Genomic DNA, 19,870 nt, shown 5'->3' on the forward strand with positions numbered 1-19,870 from the left:
GAACGCGGTGAAATCGTCGCCGCTGCAGCGTGTCCGGTTGCACATCCCGAGCGCCGACACACGCACGTAACCTCGCCCGGTGGAGGTAGACCGCTCATGACTGGCCCCAACCCGACCATCGCGCCGTCGGACTCGAACGGCGCCCTGGCCACCACGGTGTCCAGCTCGGCCCCCGGCGGGCTCGTCAAGAGCGTCGTGGAGCTCGACCGCGTCGTCATCCGGCTGGCCGGTGACTCCGGCGACGGCATGCAGCTGACCGGCAACCGGTTCACCAGTGAGACGGCGTCGTTCGGCAACGACCTGAAGACGCTGCCGAACTTCCCCGCCGAGATCCGGGCGCCGACGGGGACGCTGCCGGGTGTCAGCTCCTTCCAGCTGCAGTTCGCCGATCACGACGTCATGACGCCGGGCGACGCCCCGGACGTGCTCGTGGCGATGAACCCGGCCGCGCTCAAGGCCAACCTCGGCGAGCTGCCCGGTGGTGGGCTGCTGATCGTCGACTCCGACGAGTTCACGCCGCGCAACCTGGCCAAGGTCGGCTACGCCACCAGCCCGCTGGAGGACGGCTCGCTGGAGGGGTGGCAGACCGTCAGCGTCCCGCTGACGTCGATGACCCTCGAGGCGCTCGCCGACTCCGGCCTGGGGAAGAAGGAGGCCGAGCGCAGCAAGAACATGTTCACCCTCGGCCTGCTGTCGTGGATGTACCACCGGCCCACCGAGGGGACGATCCGCTTCCTCGAGCGCCAGTTCCGCCGCAAGCCGGAGATCGCCGCGGCCAACATCGCCGCGTTCCGCGCCGGCTACAACTACGGCGACACCACCGAGGCGTTCGCCGTCTCCTACGAGATCAAGCCGGCCCCGATGAAGCCGGGCCGCTACCGGAACATCTCGGGCAACCAGGCGCTCGCTCTCGGGCTGGTGGCCGCCGGCCAGCGCTCCGGGCTGCCGGTGTTCCTCGGCGCCTACCCGATCACCCCGGCGTCGGACATCCTCCACGAGCTGTCCCGGCACAAGGCGTTCGGCGTGCGCACCTTCCAGGCCGAGGACGAGATCGCCGGCATCGGTGCGGCCCTCGGCGCCTCGTTCGGCGGCGCACTGGGCATCACGACGACGTCGGGCCCCGGCGTGGCGCTCAAGGCCGAGACCATCGGCCTCGCGGTCATGACCGAGCTGCCGCTGGTCATCGTCGACGTCCAGCGCGGTGGCCCCTCCACCGGCCTGCCGACGAAGACCGAGCAGTCGGACCTGCTGCAGGCGATGTTCGGCCGCAACGGCGAGGCACCGATCCCGGTCATCGCCCCGCGCTCCCCCGGTGACTGCTTCGACGCCGCCGTGGAGGCGGCGCGGATGGCGCTCACCTACCGGACGCCGGTCATGCTGCTGTCGGACGGCTACCTCGCCAACGGCGCCGAGCCGTGGGCGATCCCGGACGCCGACGCGCTGCCCGACCTCACCGGGTCGGTGGCGTTCGCCACCGAGCCCAACGGCGAGGACGGTGAGTTCCTCCCCTACCTGCGCGACCCCGAGACCCTGGCGCGCGCCTGGGCCATCCCGGGCACCGCGGGCATGCAGCACCGGATCGGCGGGCTGGAGAAGGCCGACAAGACCGGCAACATCTCCTACGACCCGGCCAACCACGACTTCATGACCCGCACCCGGCAGGCGAAGATCGACGGCATCGCCGCGTCGATCCCGGCCACCGACGTCGACGACCCCGACGGCGACGCGCGCGTCGCCGTCATCGGGTGGGGCTCCACCTACGGCCCGATCGGCGCCGCCTGCCGGCGGATCCGGAGCTCCGGCCGGAAGGTGGCCCAGCTCCACCTGCGGCACATCAACCCGTTCCCGGCCGACCTCGGCGAGGTCCTGGCCAGGTACGACCGGGTGATCTGCCCGGAGATGAACCTCGGGCAGCTGGCCCTGCTCCTGCGCGCGAAGTACCTGGTCGACGTGCAGAGCCACACCCAGGTGCGCGGATTGCCCTTCCGCGCGGCCGAACTGGCCGCGGTGATCCAGGACGCCATCGACAGCACCACCGCATCCCTGAACGGAGCACTGCAGTGACCACCGTCGAACTCGGCATGCCGGACGCGCCGACCCCGATCGACGCCGCCATCGCCCGCTCGCTCGAGCAGCACGGTCCCAAGCAGACCGAGCTCAAGGGCAAGGACTTCAAGACCGACCAGGAGGTCCGCTGGTGCCCCGGCTGCGGTGACTACGTCATCCTCAACGCCGTCCAGAGCTTCCTGCCGAGCCTCGGCATCGCCCGCGAGGACATGGTCATCGTCTCGGGCATCGGGTGCTCGTCGCGCTTCCCGTACTACATGAACACCTACGGGATGCACTCGATCCACGGCCGCGCCCCGGCGATCGCCACCGGCCTGGCCGCCTCGCGACCCGACCTGTCGGTCTGGGTCGTCACCGGCGACGGCGACGCCCTCTCCATCGGCGGCAACCACCTGATCCACGCGCTGCGGCGGAACGTCAACATGACGATCCTGCTGTTCAACAACCGGATCTACGGGCTGACCAAGGGCCAGTACTCGCCCACCTCCGAGGTCGGCAAGGTCACCAAGTCCACGCCGATGGGCTCGCTGGACCACCCGTTCAACCCCGTGTCGCTGGCCATCGGCGCCGACGCCACCTTCGTGGGCCGGGCGATGGACTCCGACCGCAAGGGGCTCACCGAGGTGCTGCGGCAGGCCGCCGAGCACCAGGGCACCGCGCTGGTGGAGATCTACCAGAACTGCAACATCTTCAACGACGGTGCATTCGACCTGTTGAAGGACCCGTCCACGGGCCCGATGTGGACGATCCCGCTGGAGCACGGCAAGCCGCTCGTGTTCGGTCCGGACGGCGCCTCCTGCGTGGTCCGCGACGACTTCGGGGGTCTGCGGATCGCCGAGACCAACCAGGTCGAGGCGAGCGAGATCGTGGTGCACGACGCCACCCGCGAGGACCCGTCCTACGCCTTCGCCCTGTCGCGGCTGTCCTCCCAGGACCTCCGCTACTCGCCGATGGGCGTCTTCCGGTCGGTGCGCAAGCCGTCCTACGAGTCGATGATGGCCGAGCAGCTCCACGAGGCGCGGCTCCAGGGCCCCGGCGACCTCGACGAGCTGCTGGCCGGCGGCGACACGTGGGAGGTCCAGGCGTAGCCGTCAGGCCAGGCCGTCGCGGGCCCGTCTCCCCTCGGGGGAGGCGGGCCCATGGGGGGCGGGAGCCGGAGGGCTGGCGGCCCGCCGCCCCCCCCGGCCCCCCCGGCGGGGGCGCCGCCCCCCCCCGCGGTCGTTCCCGGTCACCTCCCGGAGCACGCCGGTCAGCAGGGGCAGCACCCGGTCCAGCTCGGCCCGGTCCGGGGCGGCGAAGCCGAGCACCAGACCCGCCCGTCGGTGCGCGCCGTCCAGGTGGTGGCGGCCGAGACCGTCCAGGGCGATCCCCCGTCGGGCGGCGGCCACCAGGACCGCCTCCTCCACGGCGACGTCCGGAACGGGCACCAGCACGTGCGCACCGGCCGGGTCACCCTCGGCGACGAGACCGGCCGCGGCCACCACGGCCCGGACGTCCTCCCGCCGTCCCGACAGCTCCCGGCGCAGCCGGCGCAGGTGGCGGGCCAGGTCACCGGAGGACGCGAGCGCGGCGAGCACCCGCTGCCCGGCCCGCGCCGGCCGGGTGCCCGTAGCCGTGCGGCGGGCCAGCAGCTCGGCGCGCAGCGCCGCCGGAGCCACCAGCCAGCCGACGCCGAGCGTCGGGCTGAGGATCTTGCTCGTCGTGCCCAGGTGGACCACGACGTCGGGTCCCAGCGCCCCCAGCAGGGGCAGCGGGGCGACGTCGTAGCGCAGCTCCCCGTCGTAGTCGTCCTCGAGCACCCACCAGCCCTCAGCTCGTGCCCGGGCGACCAGCGCCTGCCGCCGCACGGCGGACATCCGCCGGCCGAGCGGGTACTGGTGCGCCGGCGTGCAGTAGACCGCCGCCAGACCGGCGGGCAGCGCGTCGACGACCAGGCCGTCGTCATCGACGGGGGCCGGGACGACCGCCAGCCCCGCGTCCCGGAGCGCGCCTCCGGCTCGCTGGTAGCCGGGATCCTCCACGGCCACCCGACTGCCCGGCGGCAGCGTGCGCGCCACCTCACCCACCGCGGCCGAGGTGCCGCCGGTCGCGAGCACGTCGTCGGCCGTCGCCACGAGCCCGCGGTGGCGGAGCAGGTGCTCGCTCACCACCGACCGGAAGGCGGGGTCGCCCGCGGCGTCCGGCCGGAGGTCGGGCGGCACGTCACCGGCGGCACGCCAGGCGCGCCGCCACACCGCCCGGTCCAGCACTTCCAGGCAGGGCGAGCCGGCCCGCAGGTCGACCAGCGCGGGATCCGCCGGCCCCGCGGGCGACGGGCACACCCGCGCGGGCGGGGACGACGGTGCGGCACCGAGCACGAAGGTGCCCACACCCCGGCGCCCACCGGCCCAGCCCTCGGCCAGCAGCTGGTCGTAGGCGGCGGCCGTCACGGTCCGGCTGACCCGCAGTGCACCCGCGAGCTCGCGCGTCGACGGCAGCCGGTCACCGGGGCGCAGGGTTCCCTCGGCGGCGGCGGCCCGCAGCGCGTCGGCGAGCTGCACCGACAGCGGGGTGCCCGACGCGCGGTCGAGCAGCAGGGGCGGGACGCCGGTCACGCTCCTCCTCACCCGGTGGCCTGTCGGGAAGCTAGCGTATTGGCCGTTCCGGAAGGCCACCGCGCCCCGCAGGATCGACGGCATGGACGCTCCCGCCCCGCTCTCCCCCACCGACCGCAGCACTGTGCGCCGGGGCGCGAAGCGCGCCCGGACCGACCGCGCCGACCTCCACACGGTGCTCGATGCCGGACTGATCGGCCACCTGGGCGTCGACCTCGGCGGCGCTCCCGTCGTGCTGCCCACGGGCTACGGCCGGAACGGGAACACCCTGTACCTGCACGGCTCCACGGGGGCCGCGACGCTCCGGGCCGCCGGGGCCGGCGCGCCGGTGTGCTTCACCGTCACCCTCCTGGACGCCATCGTGTACGCCCGCTCGGCCTTCCACCACTCGGTCAACTACCGCTGCGCCGTCGTGCACGGCCGGGCCCGCCTGGTCGAGGACCCCGACGAGCGGCTGCTCGGCCTCCGGGTGCTCACCGAACACCTGGCCCCCGGCTCCTGGACAGCGGCCCGCCTCCCCGACCGCAAGGAGCTGGCTGCGACCGCGGTGCTCGCTCTGGACCTGGCCGAGGCGAGCGTGAAGCTCCGCACCGGTCCGCCGGGCGACGACGAGCGCGACCTGGCGGGCCCCGGGGTCGCCGACCCGGTGTGGGCGGGGGTGCTGCCGCTGCGCACGGTGGCCGGGGAGCCGGAGCCCTGCCCGCTGCTCCCCGGGGGGGTGGGGGTCCCGGCGCGGGTGCGCGACCGGCGGTTCAGCTCTCCGGCGTGATCCGGAGCAGCCGGTCGTCGTCGCCGTTGTCGGTGACGGCGTACAGCGCGCCGTCGGCGCCCTGCTGGACGGTGCGGATCCGCCCGTGGGCGTCGTCGAGCGGCGGCACCTGGAACTGCTCGGTCAGGACGCCCTCGTCGTCGAGCCGCAGCGCCAGCACGCCCCGGTCCTTGAGCAGGGCGACGAGCAGCAGTCCGTCGTAGGCGCCCCACTCGTCGCCGCTCACGAAGGTCGCGCCGCTGGTGGCCAGGGTGGGCTGCCCCGAGGCCCAGACGCCCGGGACGGCGCCGGGGATCGACGGATCGGTCATCGGGACGCTCTCGTCGTAGGAGCCGCCGCCGTCGGGGTTCCAGCCGTAGTTCCCGCCCTCGCGCAGGAGGTTCACCTCGTCGTCCCGGTCCGGACCGTGCTCGACGGCGTAGACCTGCCCGCTGCCGGGGCGGACGGCCAGGCCCTGCACGTTGCGGTGCCCGCTGGTCCAGACGGTGACCTCCCCGGTGGCCGGATCGGCGCGCAGCACCTTGCCGCCGAGCGAGCCGGGGTCCTGCGGCACCGTGCCGGCGGCGGTGTCGCCGGTGCCGATCAGCAGGGCGCCGTCAGGGGCGAACTCCAGCCGGCACCCGCCGTGCCGGCCGCTGCGCTCGTTGAGCGGCAGCCCGCCGACCAGGGGGTCGTCGGCCCGGGTGAGGGCGGACCAGTCCCCGGCCACGGTCCAGGCCACCACCTGGATCTCGCCGGAGGTGGCACCCTGGCAGCTGTAGAGGCGGCGGTTCGCCTCGAACGCGGGGTCCAGGGCCAGCCCCATGAGGCCGGTCTCGCCGAGGGCGCGGAGGTCGCCGAGGTCCGCCCGGACCTGCTGGGCGGTGCCGTCGGGCAGGACGGCGGTGAAGCCTCCGGCCCGCTCGTCGACCAGCAGGGTGCCGTCCGGCGCCTGGACGACGTCCCACGGGTGGTCCAGCCCCTCGGCGAGCACCTCGACGTCCAACTCCGGTGCGCCCGTGGGCGTGCCGGTCAGGACGGACGGCCCGGCCGGGCGCAACCCGGCGTCGCTCTCTGCCCCGGAGCAGCCGGCCGTCAGGAGGGCCGCGGCCAGCAGGACGGGGAGGGAGCGCACCTACCCAGCATGGCGCCGGCCACTGCAGGCTGCCTCCCGCCGCGGCCGGGACAGGGGACATCGGCCACGACCACGAGCCCGGGACAGTTCCGGGTGAGGGTGTCAGCTGGTGCGGATCACCACGTAGCCGCAGAGGGCGGACAGGGCGTCCCGGACGGCCCCCTCGGGAACGGCGTCCAGCCGGGCCCGCGCCCGGTCGGCGTACTGGCGCAGCACCTCGGTGGCCCGCTCGAGCGACCGGGAGGACCGCAGCAACGCCAGCGCCTCGGCGTGCTGGGCGTCGTCGGTGACGGGGCCGGCCACCAGCTCGCGCAGCCGGGCCTCCGCGGGGTCGTCACCGGCCAGCGCGAAGAGCACCGGCAGCGTGGCGATGCCCTCGCGAAGATCGGTGCCGGGCAACTTCCCGGAGACGCCGTCGCGGCTGATGATGTCGATCAGGTCGTCGGAGATCTGGAAGGCGACCCCGACCTCCTCGCCGAACTCGGTGAGAGCGGCGACCAGGCCGGCGTCCACACCGGCGAAGGCAGCGCCGAAGCGGGCCGACGTCGCCACCAGCGAGCCGGTCTTGTCCGCCAGCACGTCGAGGTAGTGGGCGATCGCGTCCTCGCCGGGCTGGGCGCCGACGGTCTCCTTGATCTGCCCGGTGACCAGCCGCTCGAAGGTGCGGGCCTGGATCCGCACGGCCTCGGGCCCGAGGTCGGCCAGGATGTCCGACGCCCGGGCGAAGAGCAGGTCGCCGGTGAGGATCGCGATGCTGTTGCTCCACCGGCTGTTGGCGCTGGGCGCCCCCCGGCGGACGGCGGCCTCGTCCATGACGTCGTCGTGGTAGAGCGTCGCGAGGTGGGTGAGCTCGCACACCACCGCGCCCCGGGTCACCTCCGGAGCAGCCGGGTCGCCGAGCTGGGCGGCCAGCAGCGCCAGCATCGGGCGGAACCGCTTGCCCCCGGCGGCCATCAGGTGACCGGCCGCCTCCCGCACGAACGGGTGCTCGCTGCCCACCGCCCGGGCCAGCTCCGACTCGACCCGGGCGAGCCCATCGGCCAGCGCTTCCCCGAGCTCGCCCTCGGGCAGCCAGGGGCCGATGGTCGACGCCGGGGTGGAGATCCGGTGCCAGGCCTCGGTGGGAGTGCCGTCGACTGCGGCACGGGCTCCGGTCATCAACCGACGAAGATAGCCGCCTGCTCGGCGAGGGCGAGCACCGCCCCGGGGAGGATGCCGAGCACCAGGGTGCCGGTGGCCGTCACCGCGAGCACGAGCGTCGTGGGCACCCCCGGAACGCCGACCGTGGGCCCGTCGGCGACCGGCTCGGAGAAGTACATCAGCACGATCACCCGAAGGTAGAAGAAGGCGGCGACCGCGCTCGCCAGCAGCGCCACGACGACCAGCGGCCAGGCGCCCTGCTCGATCGCGGCCCGGAAGACGGCGAACTTTCCGGTGAAGCCGGCGGTGAGCGGGATGCCGGCCAGCGCCAGCAGGAACAACGTCATCACCGCCGCGGTCAGCGGGGACCGCGCCCCGAGGCCCGCCCACTGCGACAGGTGGCTCGCCTCCCCGTCGCCGTCGCGCACGAGCGTCAGGACGGCGAAGGCGCCGAGCGTGGTGAGCCCGTAGGTGAGCAGGTAGAACATCGTGGCCGCGAGACCGGAGCCGCCGCCGTCGGCGCCGAGGCCGATGACGCCGGTGAGCAGGAAGCCGGCGTGGGCGACCGAGGAGTAGGCGAGCATCCGCTTGAGGTCGGTCTGGGTGAGGCCGAGGATCGCGCCCACCACCATCGACGCGATGGCGGCGGCGTAGACCAGCGGCCGCCAGGTCCACTCGGCGGTGCCGAACGCGACGTACAGCAGCCGCAGGATGGCGCCGAACGCCGCGACCTTCGTGCACGCGGCCATGAAGGCGGTGACCGGCGTCGGGGCGCCCTGGTAGACGTCGGGCGTCCAGGAGTGGAACGGCGCGACGCTGGCCTTGAACAGCAGGCCCACGATCAGCAGGGCGAGCCCCAGGACCAGCAGCACGCCGCCGGCGTCGGCGGTCGCCGCCTCGCGGATGTCGCTCAGGCGGACGCTGCCGGTGGCGCCGTAGACCAGCGCCAGCCCGTAGAGGAAGAAGGCCGAGGCGAAGGCGCCCAGCAGGAAGTACTTGACCGCCGCTTCCTGGGACAGCAGCCGACGCCGCCGCGCCATCCCGCTGATCAGGTACAGCGGCAGGCTGAGCACCTCCAGCGCCACGAACATGACCAGCAGGTCGTTCGAGGCGACGAAGAGCATCATGCCGCCGATGGCGAAGCTCGCGAGGGGGTAGACCTCGGTCTGCACCTCCGGCACCGTGGCGAGCTCCCGGTCCCGCGGGCTGCCCGCCGGAACGGCGGCGCTGACGACGAACGCCGACCGCGCCGGGTCCAGCGCCCGCTCGGCGAACAGCAGGATCGACAGCGCGCCCAGGCCGGCGATCGTGGCCTGCAGGAACAGTGCCGCGCCGTCGACGGCCAGCGCGCCGCCGGCGGTGACCTGCCGAGCGCCGGCGAGGAGCAGGGTGGCGAGGAACGCGCCTGCGGTGCCGGCGAGCGCGAGCCCCACCTGCAGGGGGTGCCGGAGCCTGCGTGGGGCGAACGCCTCCACCAGGACGCCGATGCAGGCCGCACCGAGGACGAGCAGCAGCGGCGCCAGCGCGGCGAAGTCGAAGTCGGGCGCCTCGATCATCGGTCGGTCCCTCCGGGGGCACCCAGGTCGCCGAGGGTGGCGACGACGGCGGGTTCGATGAGGTCGATCAGCGGCTGCGGGTAGACCCCCAGGCCGATGATCAGCGCGACCAGCGGCGCCACGACGGCGAGCTCCCGCCGGCTGAGGTCGGCGAACCGCGACCGGCCGCGCGCAGGAGCCGGCGCGGTCACCGTCGCGGTGGCCGCCGACGCACCACCCCGGGCGGGCTCGGTGCCCGGTGCGGGGTCGCCACCGTGCACGTCGGGCAGCAGGACGCCCCGGGCCGGCCCGTGCATGGTGCGCTGGTACATCAGCAGCACGTAGAGCGCGGCCAGGATGATGCCGACCGTCGCGAGGATCGTGAACACCGGCCGCTCGGGGAACGAGCCGATCAGCACGAGGAACTCGCTGACGAAGCTGTTGGTACCCGGCAGCGCCAGGGAAGCCAGGCCGGCGACCAGGAAGGCGCCGGCCAGCAGCGGAGCCTTCGCCGCGACGCCGCCGTAGTCCCCGATCTGGCGGGAGCCGCCCCGGCTGATCAGCATGCCGACGACGAGGAACAGCAGCCCCGTCGCGATGCCGTGGTTGACCATGTAGAGCACCGCGCCGGTGGCCGCCTCGGTGGTGAAGGCGAAGATGCCCAGCGCGATGAACCCGAAGTGCGAGATCGACGTGTAGGACACCAGCCTCTTCATGTCGCTCTGCCCCATGGCCAGCAGCGCGGCGTACAGGATCCCGACGACCGCCAGGACCAGCACGAACGGCGCCAGGTCACGGGAGGCGTCGGGGAACAGCGGCAGGCAGTAGCGCAGGAAGCCGAACGTGCCCACCTTGTCGAGCACGCCGACCAGCAGCACCGCTCCGCCGATCGGGGCCTCGGCGCCGGAGTCGGGCAGCCAGGTGTGGAAGGGCACCAGCGGCGCCTTGATGGCGAAGGCGACGAAGAAGCCCAGGAAGAGCAGCTTCTGCACGTCGGGGTCGATGTCCAGCTGCCGGAGCGCGTCGAAGGCGAAAGTGCCCTCCCCCAGCTGGCTGGTGCTCACCACGTACAGCCCGATGACCGAGGCGAGCATGACCAACCCGCCGACCAGGCTGTAGACGAAGAACTTGACGGCCGCGTACTGCCGGCGCGGCCCGCCGAAGCTGCCGATCAGGAAGTACATCGGAACCAGCATCGCCTCGAAGAAGACGTAGAAGAGCAGCACGTCGGTGGCGGCGAAGACGCCGACCATCATCGCCTCGAGCAGCAGCAGCCAGGCGAAGAAGACCCGGGCCGGGCGGGGCCCGGCGTCGGCCTCGTGCCAGGAGGCGCCGATCACCAGGGGCACGAGCACGCCGATGAGCAGAAGCATCACCAGCGCGATGCCGTCGACCCCGAGGGCGAACTCGGAGCCGAAATCGGGGATCCAGGACACCGCCGTCGTCAGCTGGAACCGCTCGCCGCCGGCGTCGAAGGCCACCGTGGTGAGCACCGCGAGCAGCAGGACGACGAGGCTGACGCCGAGCGCGACCTGCTTGGCGAGCAGCTCCCGGCCACGCGGCAGGGCGGCGACCGCCGCGGCACCGACGGCCGGCACGGCGATCATCGCCAGCAGCCAGGGGAAGTCGCTCACTGGTCGGTTCCCTTTCCGAGGAGGGGTGGGGTCTGCCGGTTCATCCGGCCGTCACCGCCAGGAGGGCGCCGGCCACCACGACCGCGCCGCCGAGCATCCCGAGCGCGTAGGTGCGCACGAAGCCGGTCTGCGTGCGGCCGAGCCGGGCGGACGAGCCGCCGAGCCCGGCGGCCAGGCCGTTGACCGCGCCGTCGACGCCGCGGTTGTCGACCCACACGAGCGCGCGGGTGAGCCACTGCCCCGGGCGCATGAACAGCGACTCGTTGACCGCGTCGGCGTAGAGGGCCTGGCGGGCCGCCCGCGTGACGGGCGAGACCCGCACCGGGGCGGTGAGCGGCACCTCCCGGCGACCGACGAACAGCCAGGCGAGCGCGACACCGGCGAAGGCGACGAGCGTGACCACGAGCCCGACGACGGCCGGCGCCACCACGTGCGCGGCCTCCGCCGGCTCGCCGAAGACCGGCTCGAGCCAGCCCGAGAGCGGGAAGACCGCCACGAGCAGGGCGCCGGCGAACACCGAGCCGAACGCCAGCACGATCATCGGCGCGGTCATGATCGACGGCGACTCGTGCGGGTGGACGCCGTCGTCCCACCGGGCCCGGCCGAAGAACGTCATGAGCATCAGCCGCGTCATGTAGAAGGCGGTCAGCCCCGCGCCGAGGACCATCACGCCGCCCAGGACCCACCCCCAGACGTCGTCGCGGTCCAGCGCCGCCTCGATGATCGCGTCCTTGGTGAAGTACCCCGAGAGGAAGGGGAAGCCGATCAGCGCCAGGTAGCCCAGCCCGAAGGTGACGAAGGTGACCGGCAGCTTCCTCCACAGCGCGCCGAACCGGCGCATGTCCACCGAGTCGTCCATCGCGTGCATGACCGACCCGGCGCCGAGGAAGAGGCCGGCTTTGAAGAAGCCGTGCGCGAGCAGGTGCGCCAGCCCCGCGACGTAGCCGGCCGGGCCGAGCCCGACGGCCAGGAACATGTAGCCGATCTGGCTGACCGTCGAGTAGGCCAGCACCTTCTTGATGTCGTCGTAGGCACACCCGGCGATCGCGCCGATCAGCAGGGTCAGGGCGCCGACCGCGAGGACCACGGCCCGCGCCGTAGGCGTCAGGTCGTAGATCGGCGCGGAGCGGGCGATCAGGTACACGCCCGCGGTGACCATCGTGGCGGCGTGGATGAGCGCGGAGACGGGCGTGGGCCCCTCCATCGCGTCGGGCAGCCACGCCTGCAGCGGGAACTGGCCGGATTTGCCGCAGGCACCCAGCAGCAGGAGCAGGCCGATGGCGGTGATCGTGCCGCCGGCCAGGGTGCCCACCGACCCGAAGACGCCGGCGTAGGACGTCGTCCCCAGCTGGGCGAACATCACGAAGATCGCCAGCGCCAGGCCGACGTCGCCGACCCGGTTCATGATGAACGCCTTCTTCGCCGCGGTGGCCGCGGCCGGGCGGGTGTACCAGAAGGCGATGAGCAGGTAGGACGCCAGGCCGACGCCCTCCCAGCCCACGTAGAGCGCCACGAAGCTGTTGCCGAGCACCAGCAGCAGCATCGCCGCGACGAAGAGGTTCAGGTAGGCGAAGAAGCGGCGGCGTGCGGGGTCGTGCGCCATGTAGCCGATCGAGTAGACGTGGATCAGCGAGCCGACACCGGTGATCAGCAGCACGAACACCGCCGACAGCGGGTCGTAGAGCAGCCCGGCGGTGACGTCGAGCTCGCCGGTCGCGACGAAGGTGAACAGCTCGACGTCTGCGGCGCGCTCGTCGAGGCCGGCCAGCTGCACGGTGCACGCCACGGCGAGGACGAAAGCCGCCACGACCGTCGCCGTCCCCAGCAGGTGACCCCAGCGGTCGGTGCGCCGGCCACCCAGCAGCAGCACCGCGGCACCGGCCAGCGGCAGCGCGATCAGCAGCCAGGAGGCGGCGAGGAGCCCTTCAGCAGGCACTGCAACCCCGTCCCGGTCAGTACTTCAGCAGGTTGGCGTCGTCGACCGAGGCGGACCGGCGGGTCCGGTAGATCGACATGATGATGGCGAGACCCACGACCACCTCGGCGGCGGCGACGACCATGACGAACAGCGCGATGATCTGGCCGTCGACGGTCCCGGTGGACCGGGCGAAGGTGATCAGCGTCAGGTTGACCGCGTTGAGCATCAGCTCGATGCACATGAAGACGACGATCGCGTTGCGCCGCACGAGGACGCCGACGGCGCCGATGGTGAAGAGGATGGCCGCCAGCACCAGGTAGTAGGAGACGCTCACCGGTGCTCGTCTCCCGTCCGCCCGCCCGGGGTGTCGCTGAGCGTGGGGTCGAGGGAGCCGAGCGCGGCGTCCGGGGAGCCGAGCTGCTCCCGGCCGGTCGGGCGGGGCATCTGCTCGACCTGCTGCGGCTCGATACCGGTGGCGAAGCTGTCCTCGGCGAGGCTGCCGTCGGGCAGCAGCGCCGGCGCGGCCACGGAGGTGGCGCGGGCGTGCACACCCGGCCCCGGCAGGGTCTGCGGCCGGTCGGTGAGGAAGCGGGCCCGGGACCGCTCCTTCTGCGTCTGCCGGCTGCCCGGTTCCCGCTCCACGTGGGTGAGCAGCAGCGCACCGACCGCGGCGACGATCAGCAGCGCACCGGTGACCTCGAAGGCCAGCAGGTAGCGGGTGTAGAGCAGCCCGGCGACCGCTTCCACGTTGCCGGACGAGGGGCCGCCCACCCCGCCCTGCACGGCCTCGAGACCGGCGACGGGCAGGTCTTGGGTGGCCCGGGCGATGCCGGCGCCGACCAGGGCGGCGAAGCCGGCGCCCAGCGCGAGCGCCGCGACCCGCTGGCCGCGCAGCGTCTCGACCACCGAGTCGGAGGAGTCCCGCCCGACCAGCATCAGCACGAACAGGAACAGGATCATGATCGCCCCGGTGTAGACGATCACCTGGACCGCGCCCAGGAAGGGCGCCTCCTGCACCACGTAGAAGACACCGAGGGAGAGCATGGTCAGCACCAGCCACAGCGCGGAGTGCACCGCGTTGCGGCTGAGCACCATGCCCAGCGCCCCGGCGAGGGCGACCGGCCCGAGGATCCAGAAGATGACCGCCTCGCCGGTGCCGATGACGACACCGGCCGTCTCCGGGGTCACGGGCGGGGCTCCGGCTCGCGCACGTAGTAGTCCTTCTCGTCGTCGCCGAGCCGCATCGGGTGTGGCGTGGCCTCCATGCCGGGCAGCAGCGGAGCCATGAGCTGCTCCTTGGTGTAGATCAGGTCGCGCCGGTTGTCGTCGGCCAGCTCGAAGTCGTTGCTCATCGTCAGCGACCGCGTCGGGCAGGCCTCGATGCACAGCCCGCAGAAGATGCACCGCAGGTAGTTGATCTGGTACACCGCGCCGTACCGCTCACCGGGCGAGAAGCGGGCGTCCTCGGTGTTGTCGCCGCCCTCCACGTAGATCGCGTCGGCCGGGCAGGCCCACGCGCACAGCTCGCAGCCGACGCACTTCTCCAGGCCGTCGGGGTGCCGGTTGAGCACGTGCCGGCCGTGGTAGCGCGGCTTGGTCACCTTGGGCTCGAACGGGTACTGCTCGGTGGTCACCGTGCGGAAGATCTGGGCGAAGGTGACGCCGAACCCCTGGACGGCGGCGGGCAGCAGCCCGTCGCGGACCGCCGGCCGCTTCCGGCCGCCCTCCGGAGAGCGCTCGACCTCGCCCGCGGACCGCCGCACCAGGTCCTGCTCGCCCGGCTTGCTGCGCTCAGACATCGCCGTCCTCCTCCGAAGTGCTGGTGGCGCCGCGCCGGCCGGTGCCGACGACTGCTCCGGGCACCGGTTCACCGGCGGTGCTCACCGGCTGCCGCCGCAGCCGTGGCGACGGCGGGACCCGCAGGTCCATGGGCGGGACCGGGAAGCCGCCCTCGGCCCGGATGGGGCCGCCGGCCGGCCGGCGGCGTGCGCCGGCCGGGGGCAGGACCTCGGGCTCGGTGCTCGTCGGGTGGTTCGAGCCGGCGGCGGCCTCGACCGCGGCCAGCCGGGTGTCGCGCTGGCTCGCCCGGCCGGCGAGCCAGAGGCCTCCCAGCAGGACCAGCGCGATGGGCAGCCCCACGTAGAGCGCCACCTCACCGGCGGACAGGCCGGCCTCGCGGGACACGGTCCGCATCGTGGCGACGACGAGGATCCACACCAGCGACACCGGGACCAGCACCTTCCAGCCGAACCGCATGAACTGGTCGTAGCGGAGCCGGGGCAGGGTGCCGCGCAGCCAGATGAAGACGAACAGCGCGGCGACGACCTTGAGGAAGAACCACAGCAGCGGCCACCAGCCGCTGTTGGCGCCGTCCCAGACGGAGATCGGCCACGGTGCCCGCCACCCACCGAGGAAGAGCGTCGCGGCCAGCGCCGAGACGGTGACCATGTTGATGTACTCGGCCAGGAAGAACAGGGCGAACTTCAACGACGAGTACTCCGTGTGGAAGCCACCCACCAGCTCGCTCTCGGCCTCGGGCAGGTCGAACGGCGCACGGTTGGTCTCACCGACGACGGCGATCGCGTAGATCACGAAGGAGACCGGGAGCAGGACGACGTACCAGCTCGGCCCGGTGAACTCCCAGCCGAAGAAGGAGAGCTCGGACCCGTCGGCCTGGGCTGCGACGATCCCCGACGTGGACATCGTCCCCGCGTAGAGGAACACCGCGACCAGCGACAGCCCCATCGCGATCTCGTAGCTGATCATCTGGGCCGCGCTGCGCAGGCTGCCCAGCAGCGGGTACGTGGATCCGGAGGCCCAGCCGCCCAGCACGATGCCGTAGATGCCCATCGCGGACATCGCCAGGATGATCAGCACCCCGATCGGGGCATCGGTGAGCTGCAGCGGCGTCTGCTGGCCGAAGATGCTCACGACCGGGCCCATCGGGATGACGGAGAACGCGACGAACGCCGGGATGGTGGCGATCACCGGGGCCAGGAAGTACACCGGCTTGTCCGCGAGCGCGGGCATGATGTCTTCCTTGAACGCGAGCTTCAGCCCGTCGGCGAGGCTCTGCAGGTAGCCGCGCGGACCGACCCGGTTGGGCCCGATCCGCTGCTGCATCCGCGCGACGACCTTGCGCTCGAACACGATCGCGAACAACGTCATGAGCACCAGCACCGCGAAGACGCCGACGACCTTGATCACGACGATCCACCAGACGTCGTTGCCGAAGTCCGCCAGCGTCGGCTGGTCGGCCGCAGCCGCCCACACGCTCATCGCACGCTCTCCCCGGCGTCGGCGCTCGTGCGGGCCAGCCGCACGACGCTCCCGGGCCCGGCGCCCAGCGCCGTCCGGATCTCGCTGCCGGGCGACCGCATCGGCACCCAGACCACGTGGTCGGGCATCGGGGTGATCTGCACCGGCAGGCTGATGGAGCCGGTGGACCCGCTGACGGTGAGCCGGTCGCCGTCGACGAGGCCCAGCCGGGCAGCGGCCTCGGCGCCGATGCGGGCGACCGGGCGCCGGGCGGTACCGGCGAGCTCGGGCTCCTCCCGCTGCAGCGTGCCGACGTCGAGCAGCTGGCGCCACGACGCGAGCACCGCCTCGTCGTCGCGCAGCACGGGCGCGGCCGGTGGCGCGACGGCCGGCGCCTGGCCCTCGGCGGCGGACCGGCGGGCGCCCAGGGCGGCCAGCGCGGCTCGGGCGACCTCGGGGGTGGGCAGGCGCAGGTCGACGTCCATCTCGTCGGCCAGTCCGTGCAGCACCCGCCCGTCGGGCAGCCGACCCGTGTTGTGCAGGGTGGCGTCGAAGGGCCGCAGCCGGCCCTCCCAGTCGAGGTAGCTCCCCGACTTCTCCGATGCGGCGGCGACCGGCAGGACGACGTCGGCGCGCTCGGTGACCTCGCTCGGGAACATCTCCAGGCTGACGACGAACGCCGCGGCGTCCAGCGCCGCCCGGGCCAGGGCGGGGTCGGGCAGGTCGGCCGGGTCGACGCCACCGACGAGCAGCCCGGGCAGCCGCCCGGCGCGGGCGGCGGTCAGGATGCCGGTGACGTCTCGGCCGGGGGCGGCGGGCACGGCCGCGGGGTCGATGCCCCACAACGCGGCCACCTCGGCGCGGGCGGCGGGGTCGTCGACGGCGCGGCCGCCGGGCAGCAGCGTCGGCAGTGCGCCGGCCTCGACGGCGCCGCGCTCACCGGCGCGGCGCGGCACCCAGGCCAGCCGGGCGCCGGTGGCCCGCGACAGCTCCAGCAGTGCCGTGAAGGCGCCGGGGACCTCGGCCAGGCGCTCGCCGGCGAGGACGACGGCGCCCGGCCGGCGCAGCGCCTCGACGGCGGGGCCGCCCCAGCTGCCCTCGGCGAGGGCCTGCAGGGAGCGGGCCTCGGCACCGGGGAACGTGGTGAGCACGGTGGCCTGCAGCTTCTCCGCCGCGCGGGTGCCGAAGGGGGCCAGGTCGAAGACCGCGAGGCCGCCGGTCCGCACCGCCCGGCGCAGCCGCAGGAACAGGATCGGGGACTCCTCCTCCGGCTCCAGGCCGGCGAGCAGCACCGCGGGCGCGGAGCCGACGTCGTCGTAGGTGACGGCGCCGGTCGCCGGTCCGGTGCCGGCGACGGTGGCCGCCAGGAAGGCCAGCTCCTCGGCCGAGTGCGCCCGGGCCCGGGCGTCGACGTCGTTGGTGCCCAGTGCCACCCGGGCGAAGGCAGCCCAGGCGTAGGCGTCCTCGAGCGTGAGCCGGCCACCGGGGAGGACGCCGACACCGCCCTCGGCCCGCGCCCGCAGCAGGCCGACGGCGGCCGTGGCCCACGCCTCCGGCCAGGACGCGGGGTGCAGCAGGCCGTCGCCCCCCCGGACCATCGGGGTGGTCAGCCGCTCGTTCGACGTGGCGTACCGGAACGCGTAGCGGCCCTTGTCGCAGGTCCACTCCTCGTTGACCGCCGGGTCCTCCCCGGCCTGCCGCCGGGTGACCTTGCCGCGCCGGTAGTCGCTGCGCATCGCGCAGCCGGAGGCGCAGTGCTCGCAGACGCTCGCCTCGCTGCGCAGGTCGAAGGGGCGCGCGCGGAAGCGGTACTGGGCACTGGTGAGGGCGCCGACCGGGCAGATCTGGGTGGTGTTGCCGGAGAAGTAGGACTCGAAGGGCTCGTCCTCGTAGATGGCCACCTGCTCCAGCGCGCCGCGCTCGAACAGCTCGATGAACGGGTCGCCGGCGACCTGCTGGGAGAACCGGGTGCAGCGGGCGCACAGCACGCAGCGCTCGCGGTCGAGCAGGATCTCGCTGCTGATCGGCAGCGGCTTGGGATAGGTCCGCTTCTCGTCGACGAACCGGCTCTCGGTGCGCCCGTGGCCCATCGCCTGGTTCTGCAGGGGGCACTCGCCGCCCTTGTCGCAGGTGGGGCAGTCGAGCGGGTGGTTGATCAGCAGCAGCTCCATCGTGCCCTGCTGCGCCTTGTCGGCGACCGGGCTGGACAGCTGGCTCTTGATCGCCATGCCGTCGGTGACCGGCATGGTGCAGGAGGCGACCGGCTTGCGCTGGCCCTCGACCTCGACCAGGCACTGCCGGCAGGCGCCGACCGGCTCGAGCAGCGGGTGGTCGCAGAACCGTGGGATGAAGACGCCGACCTGCTCGGCCGCCCGGATGATGAGCGTGCCCTTCGGGACGGCGACGTCGAAGCCGTCGATGGTGCAGTGGACGGCGTCCGGCGGGGTGTGCGGGCCCGGCGCGCCGGGGGGCACCGCGGCGGCGGGGGGCGGATTGGTCGGGGTGAGTGTCATGACGCCACTCCCACGGGCTCGATGCGAAGGTTGCGGCCCAGCCGGGCCTGCTCCTCGGGCGGCAGCAGGGCGACGTAGTCGTCCTTGAAGTACTTCAGCGAGCTGGTGATGCAGCTGGTGGCGCCGTCACCGAGGGCGCAGAACGAGCGGCCGAGGATGTTGTCGCAGGTGTCGACCAAGATGTCGAGGTCCTGCGCGGTGCCCCGGCCGTGCGCGATCCGTTCGAGGATCTGCACCAGCCAGTAGGTGCCCTCGCGGCAGGGGGTGCACTTGCCGCAGCTCTCGTGGGCGTAGAACTCGGTGAACCGCAGGGTCGCCTCGACGATCGAGTCGGTCTCGTCGAACACCATCAGCGCGGTGGTGCCGAGCATGGAGCCCGCGGCGGCGACGGAGTCGAAGTCCAGCGGGACGTCGAGGTGCTCGGGGGTGAAGTACGGCGTCGACGAGCCGCCCGGTGTCCAGAACTTCAGCTGGTGACCAGGCCGGACCCCCCCGGCCATCTCCAGCAGCTCGCGCATCGTCGTACCCATGGGGGCCTCGTACTGGCCCGGCCGCACCACCCGGCCCGACAACGAGTAGATCTTCGGCCCGGGCGACCTCTCGGGGCCGAAGGCCTTGAACCACTCGGCGCCGCCGCGGACGACGAACGGCACGCTGGCCAGGGTCTCGACGTTGTTGATGACGGTCGGGGCGCCGTACAGGCCGGCGACCGCGGGGAACGGCGGCTTGAGCCGGGGCTGACCGCGGTAGCCCTCGAGCGAGTCGAGCAGCGCGGTCTCCTCGCCGCAGATGTACGCGCCGGCGCCGGCGTGCACGATCAGCTCCAGGTCGTAGCCGGAGCCGAGGATGTCGGTGCCGAGGTAGCCGGCGGCGTAGGCCTCGCCCACCGCGTTCATCAGCCGCCGGTGGGCGTGCACCGCCTCGCCGCGGACGTAGATGACGGCCAGCTTCGACCGGATCGCGTAGGACGAGATGATCACGCCCTCGATCAGCGAGTGCGGGTCGGCCATCATCAGCGGCAGGTCCTTGCAGGTGCCCGGCTCGCCCTCGTCGGCGTTGACCACGAGGTACTTGGGCATCGCCGCCGGGCCGGTGGGCTCCTCCCCCGGCTTGGGCTGCGGGATGAAGCTCCACTTCATGCCGGTGGGGAAACCGGCGCCGCCGCGGCCGCGCAGGCCGGAGTCCTTGACCAGGGTGACCAGCTCGTCGGGCTGCATCGACAACGCCGTGCGCAACGCCGAGTAGCCGTCGAGCCGCTCGTAGGTGGACAGCCGCCACGAGTGCTCGGCGCCCCAGCGGGTGGTGAGGACGGGGGTGAGGGGCATGGC

General features: G+C 73.3%; 15 protein-coding genes. 3 read left to right on the forward strand and 12 right to left on the reverse strand.

Translation table 11 applies throughout. The features are described 5' to 3' along the window. The first annotated feature begins 96 nt into the window (after nucleotides 1-96). Both ACI791_RS12155 and ACI791_RS12160 read left to right on the forward strand, forming a co-directional pair. The gene (locus ACI791_RS12155) at nucleotides 97-2,064 is read left to right on the forward strand and encodes a 2-oxoacid:acceptor oxidoreductase subunit alpha (protein ID WP_456586267.1); all 1,968 of its coding nucleotides are present in this window, start codon (nucleotides 97-99) and stop codon (nucleotides 2,062-2,064) included. Further along, complete coding sequence (locus ACI791_RS12160) at nucleotides 2,061-3,155, forward strand: 2-oxoacid:ferredoxin oxidoreductase subunit beta (RefSeq protein ID WP_456586268.1); 1,095 nt, start codon at nucleotides 2,061-2,063, stop codon at nucleotides 3,153-3,155. The genes ACI791_RS12155 and ACI791_RS12160 overlap by 4 nt, the downstream gene beginning before the upstream one ends. A 3-nt stretch (nucleotides 3,156-3,158) precedes the next feature. Here the strand turns inward: ACI791_RS12160 and pdxR are convergent, their stop codons facing one another. Further along, a complete protein-coding gene (pdxR, locus tag ACI791_RS12165) occupies nucleotides 3,159-4,661 on the reverse strand; it encodes a MocR-like pyridoxine biosynthesis transcription factor PdxR (RefSeq protein WP_456586269.1) in 1,503 nt (500 codons plus the stop codon). A gap of 82 nt (nucleotides 4,662-4,743) precedes the next feature. Here pdxR and ACI791_RS12170 point away from each other — a divergent pair, with 82 nt between their 5' ends. Next, entirely contained in the window at nucleotides 4,744-5,430 is a 687-nt protein-coding gene (locus ACI791_RS12170) for a pyridoxamine 5'-phosphate oxidase family protein (protein WP_456586270.1), read from the forward strand. Here ACI791_RS12170 and ACI791_RS12175 read toward each other — a convergent pair. From ACI791_RS12175 to nuoF, 11 genes are all read right to left on the reverse strand, one after another. Continuing rightward, nucleotides 5,414-6,544 carry a PQQ-dependent sugar dehydrogenase gene (locus ACI791_RS12175; RefSeq protein ID WP_456586271.1) on the reverse strand — a complete coding sequence of 377 codons (1,131 nt, stop codon included), beginning with the start codon at nucleotides 6,542-6,544 and terminating at the stop codon, nucleotides 5,414-5,416. The genes ACI791_RS12170 and ACI791_RS12175 overlap by 17 nt on opposite strands. Before the next feature lie 102 nt (nucleotides 6,545-6,646). After that, nucleotides 6,647-7,702, reverse strand: a complete 1,056-nt coding sequence (locus tag ACI791_RS12180) for a polyprenyl synthetase family protein (protein WP_347058059.1) — start codon at nucleotides 7,700-7,702, stop codon at nucleotides 6,647-6,649. Further along, the gene (gene nuoN / locus ACI791_RS12185; protein ID WP_456586272.1) at nucleotides 7,702-9,240 is read right to left on the reverse strand and encodes an NADH-quinone oxidoreductase subunit NuoN; all 1,539 of its coding nucleotides are present in this window, start codon (nucleotides 9,238-9,240) and stop codon (nucleotides 7,702-7,704) included. The genes ACI791_RS12180 and nuoN overlap by 1 nt, the downstream gene beginning before the upstream one ends. Beyond that, nucleotides 9,237-10,853 carry an NADH-quinone oxidoreductase subunit M gene (locus ACI791_RS12190; protein ID WP_456586273.1) on the reverse strand — a complete coding sequence of 539 codons (1,617 nt, stop codon included), beginning with the start codon at nucleotides 10,851-10,853 and terminating at the stop codon, nucleotides 9,237-9,239. The genes nuoN and ACI791_RS12190 overlap by 4 nt, the downstream gene beginning before the upstream one ends. A gap of 40 nt (nucleotides 10,854-10,893) precedes the next feature. Beyond that, entirely contained in the window at nucleotides 10,894-12,789 is a 1,896-nt protein-coding gene (gene nuoL, locus ACI791_RS12195) for an NADH-quinone oxidoreductase subunit L (RefSeq protein ID WP_456586274.1), read from the reverse strand. A gap of 16 nt (nucleotides 12,790-12,805) precedes the next feature. Next, nucleotides 12,806-13,105, reverse strand: a complete 300-nt coding sequence (gene nuoK / locus ACI791_RS12200; RefSeq protein WP_347058063.1) for an NADH-quinone oxidoreductase subunit NuoK — start codon at nucleotides 13,103-13,105, stop codon at nucleotides 12,806-12,808. After that, nucleotides 13,102-13,959 (reverse strand): NADH-quinone oxidoreductase subunit J, encoded by an 858-nt coding sequence (locus ACI791_RS12205; protein WP_456586275.1) that lies wholly within the window; start codon nucleotides 13,957-13,959, stop codon nucleotides 13,102-13,104. The genes nuoK and ACI791_RS12205 overlap by 4 nt, the downstream gene beginning before the upstream one ends. Next, nucleotides 13,956-14,570: an NADH-quinone oxidoreductase subunit NuoI gene (nuoI, locus tag ACI791_RS12210; RefSeq protein WP_456586276.1), complete on the reverse strand. Its 615-nt coding sequence runs from the start codon at nucleotides 14,568-14,570 to the stop codon at nucleotides 13,956-13,958. Before nuoI ends, ACI791_RS12205 begins: the two co-directional genes overlap by 4 nt. Further along, nucleotides 14,563-16,050: an NADH-quinone oxidoreductase subunit NuoH gene (gene nuoH, locus ACI791_RS12215; RefSeq protein ID WP_456586277.1), complete on the reverse strand. Its 1,488-nt coding sequence runs from the start codon at nucleotides 16,048-16,050 to the stop codon at nucleotides 14,563-14,565. Before nuoH ends, nuoI begins: the two co-directional genes overlap by 8 nt. After that, nucleotides 16,047-18,542 carry an NADH-quinone oxidoreductase subunit G gene (locus ACI791_RS12220; protein ID WP_456586278.1) on the reverse strand — a complete coding sequence of 832 codons (2,496 nt, stop codon included), beginning with the start codon at nucleotides 18,540-18,542 and terminating at the stop codon, nucleotides 16,047-16,049. Before ACI791_RS12220 ends, nuoH begins: the two co-directional genes overlap by 4 nt. Continuing rightward, nucleotides 18,539-19,867 (reverse strand): NADH-quinone oxidoreductase subunit NuoF, encoded by a 1,329-nt coding sequence (gene nuoF / locus ACI791_RS12225; protein ID WP_347058068.1) that lies wholly within the window; start codon nucleotides 19,865-19,867, stop codon nucleotides 18,539-18,541. The genes ACI791_RS12220 and nuoF overlap by 4 nt, the downstream gene beginning before the upstream one ends. Nucleotides 19,868-19,870 lie beyond the last annotated feature (3 nt).

Source organism: Blastococcus sp. SYSU DS0973, assembly GCF_054051055.1.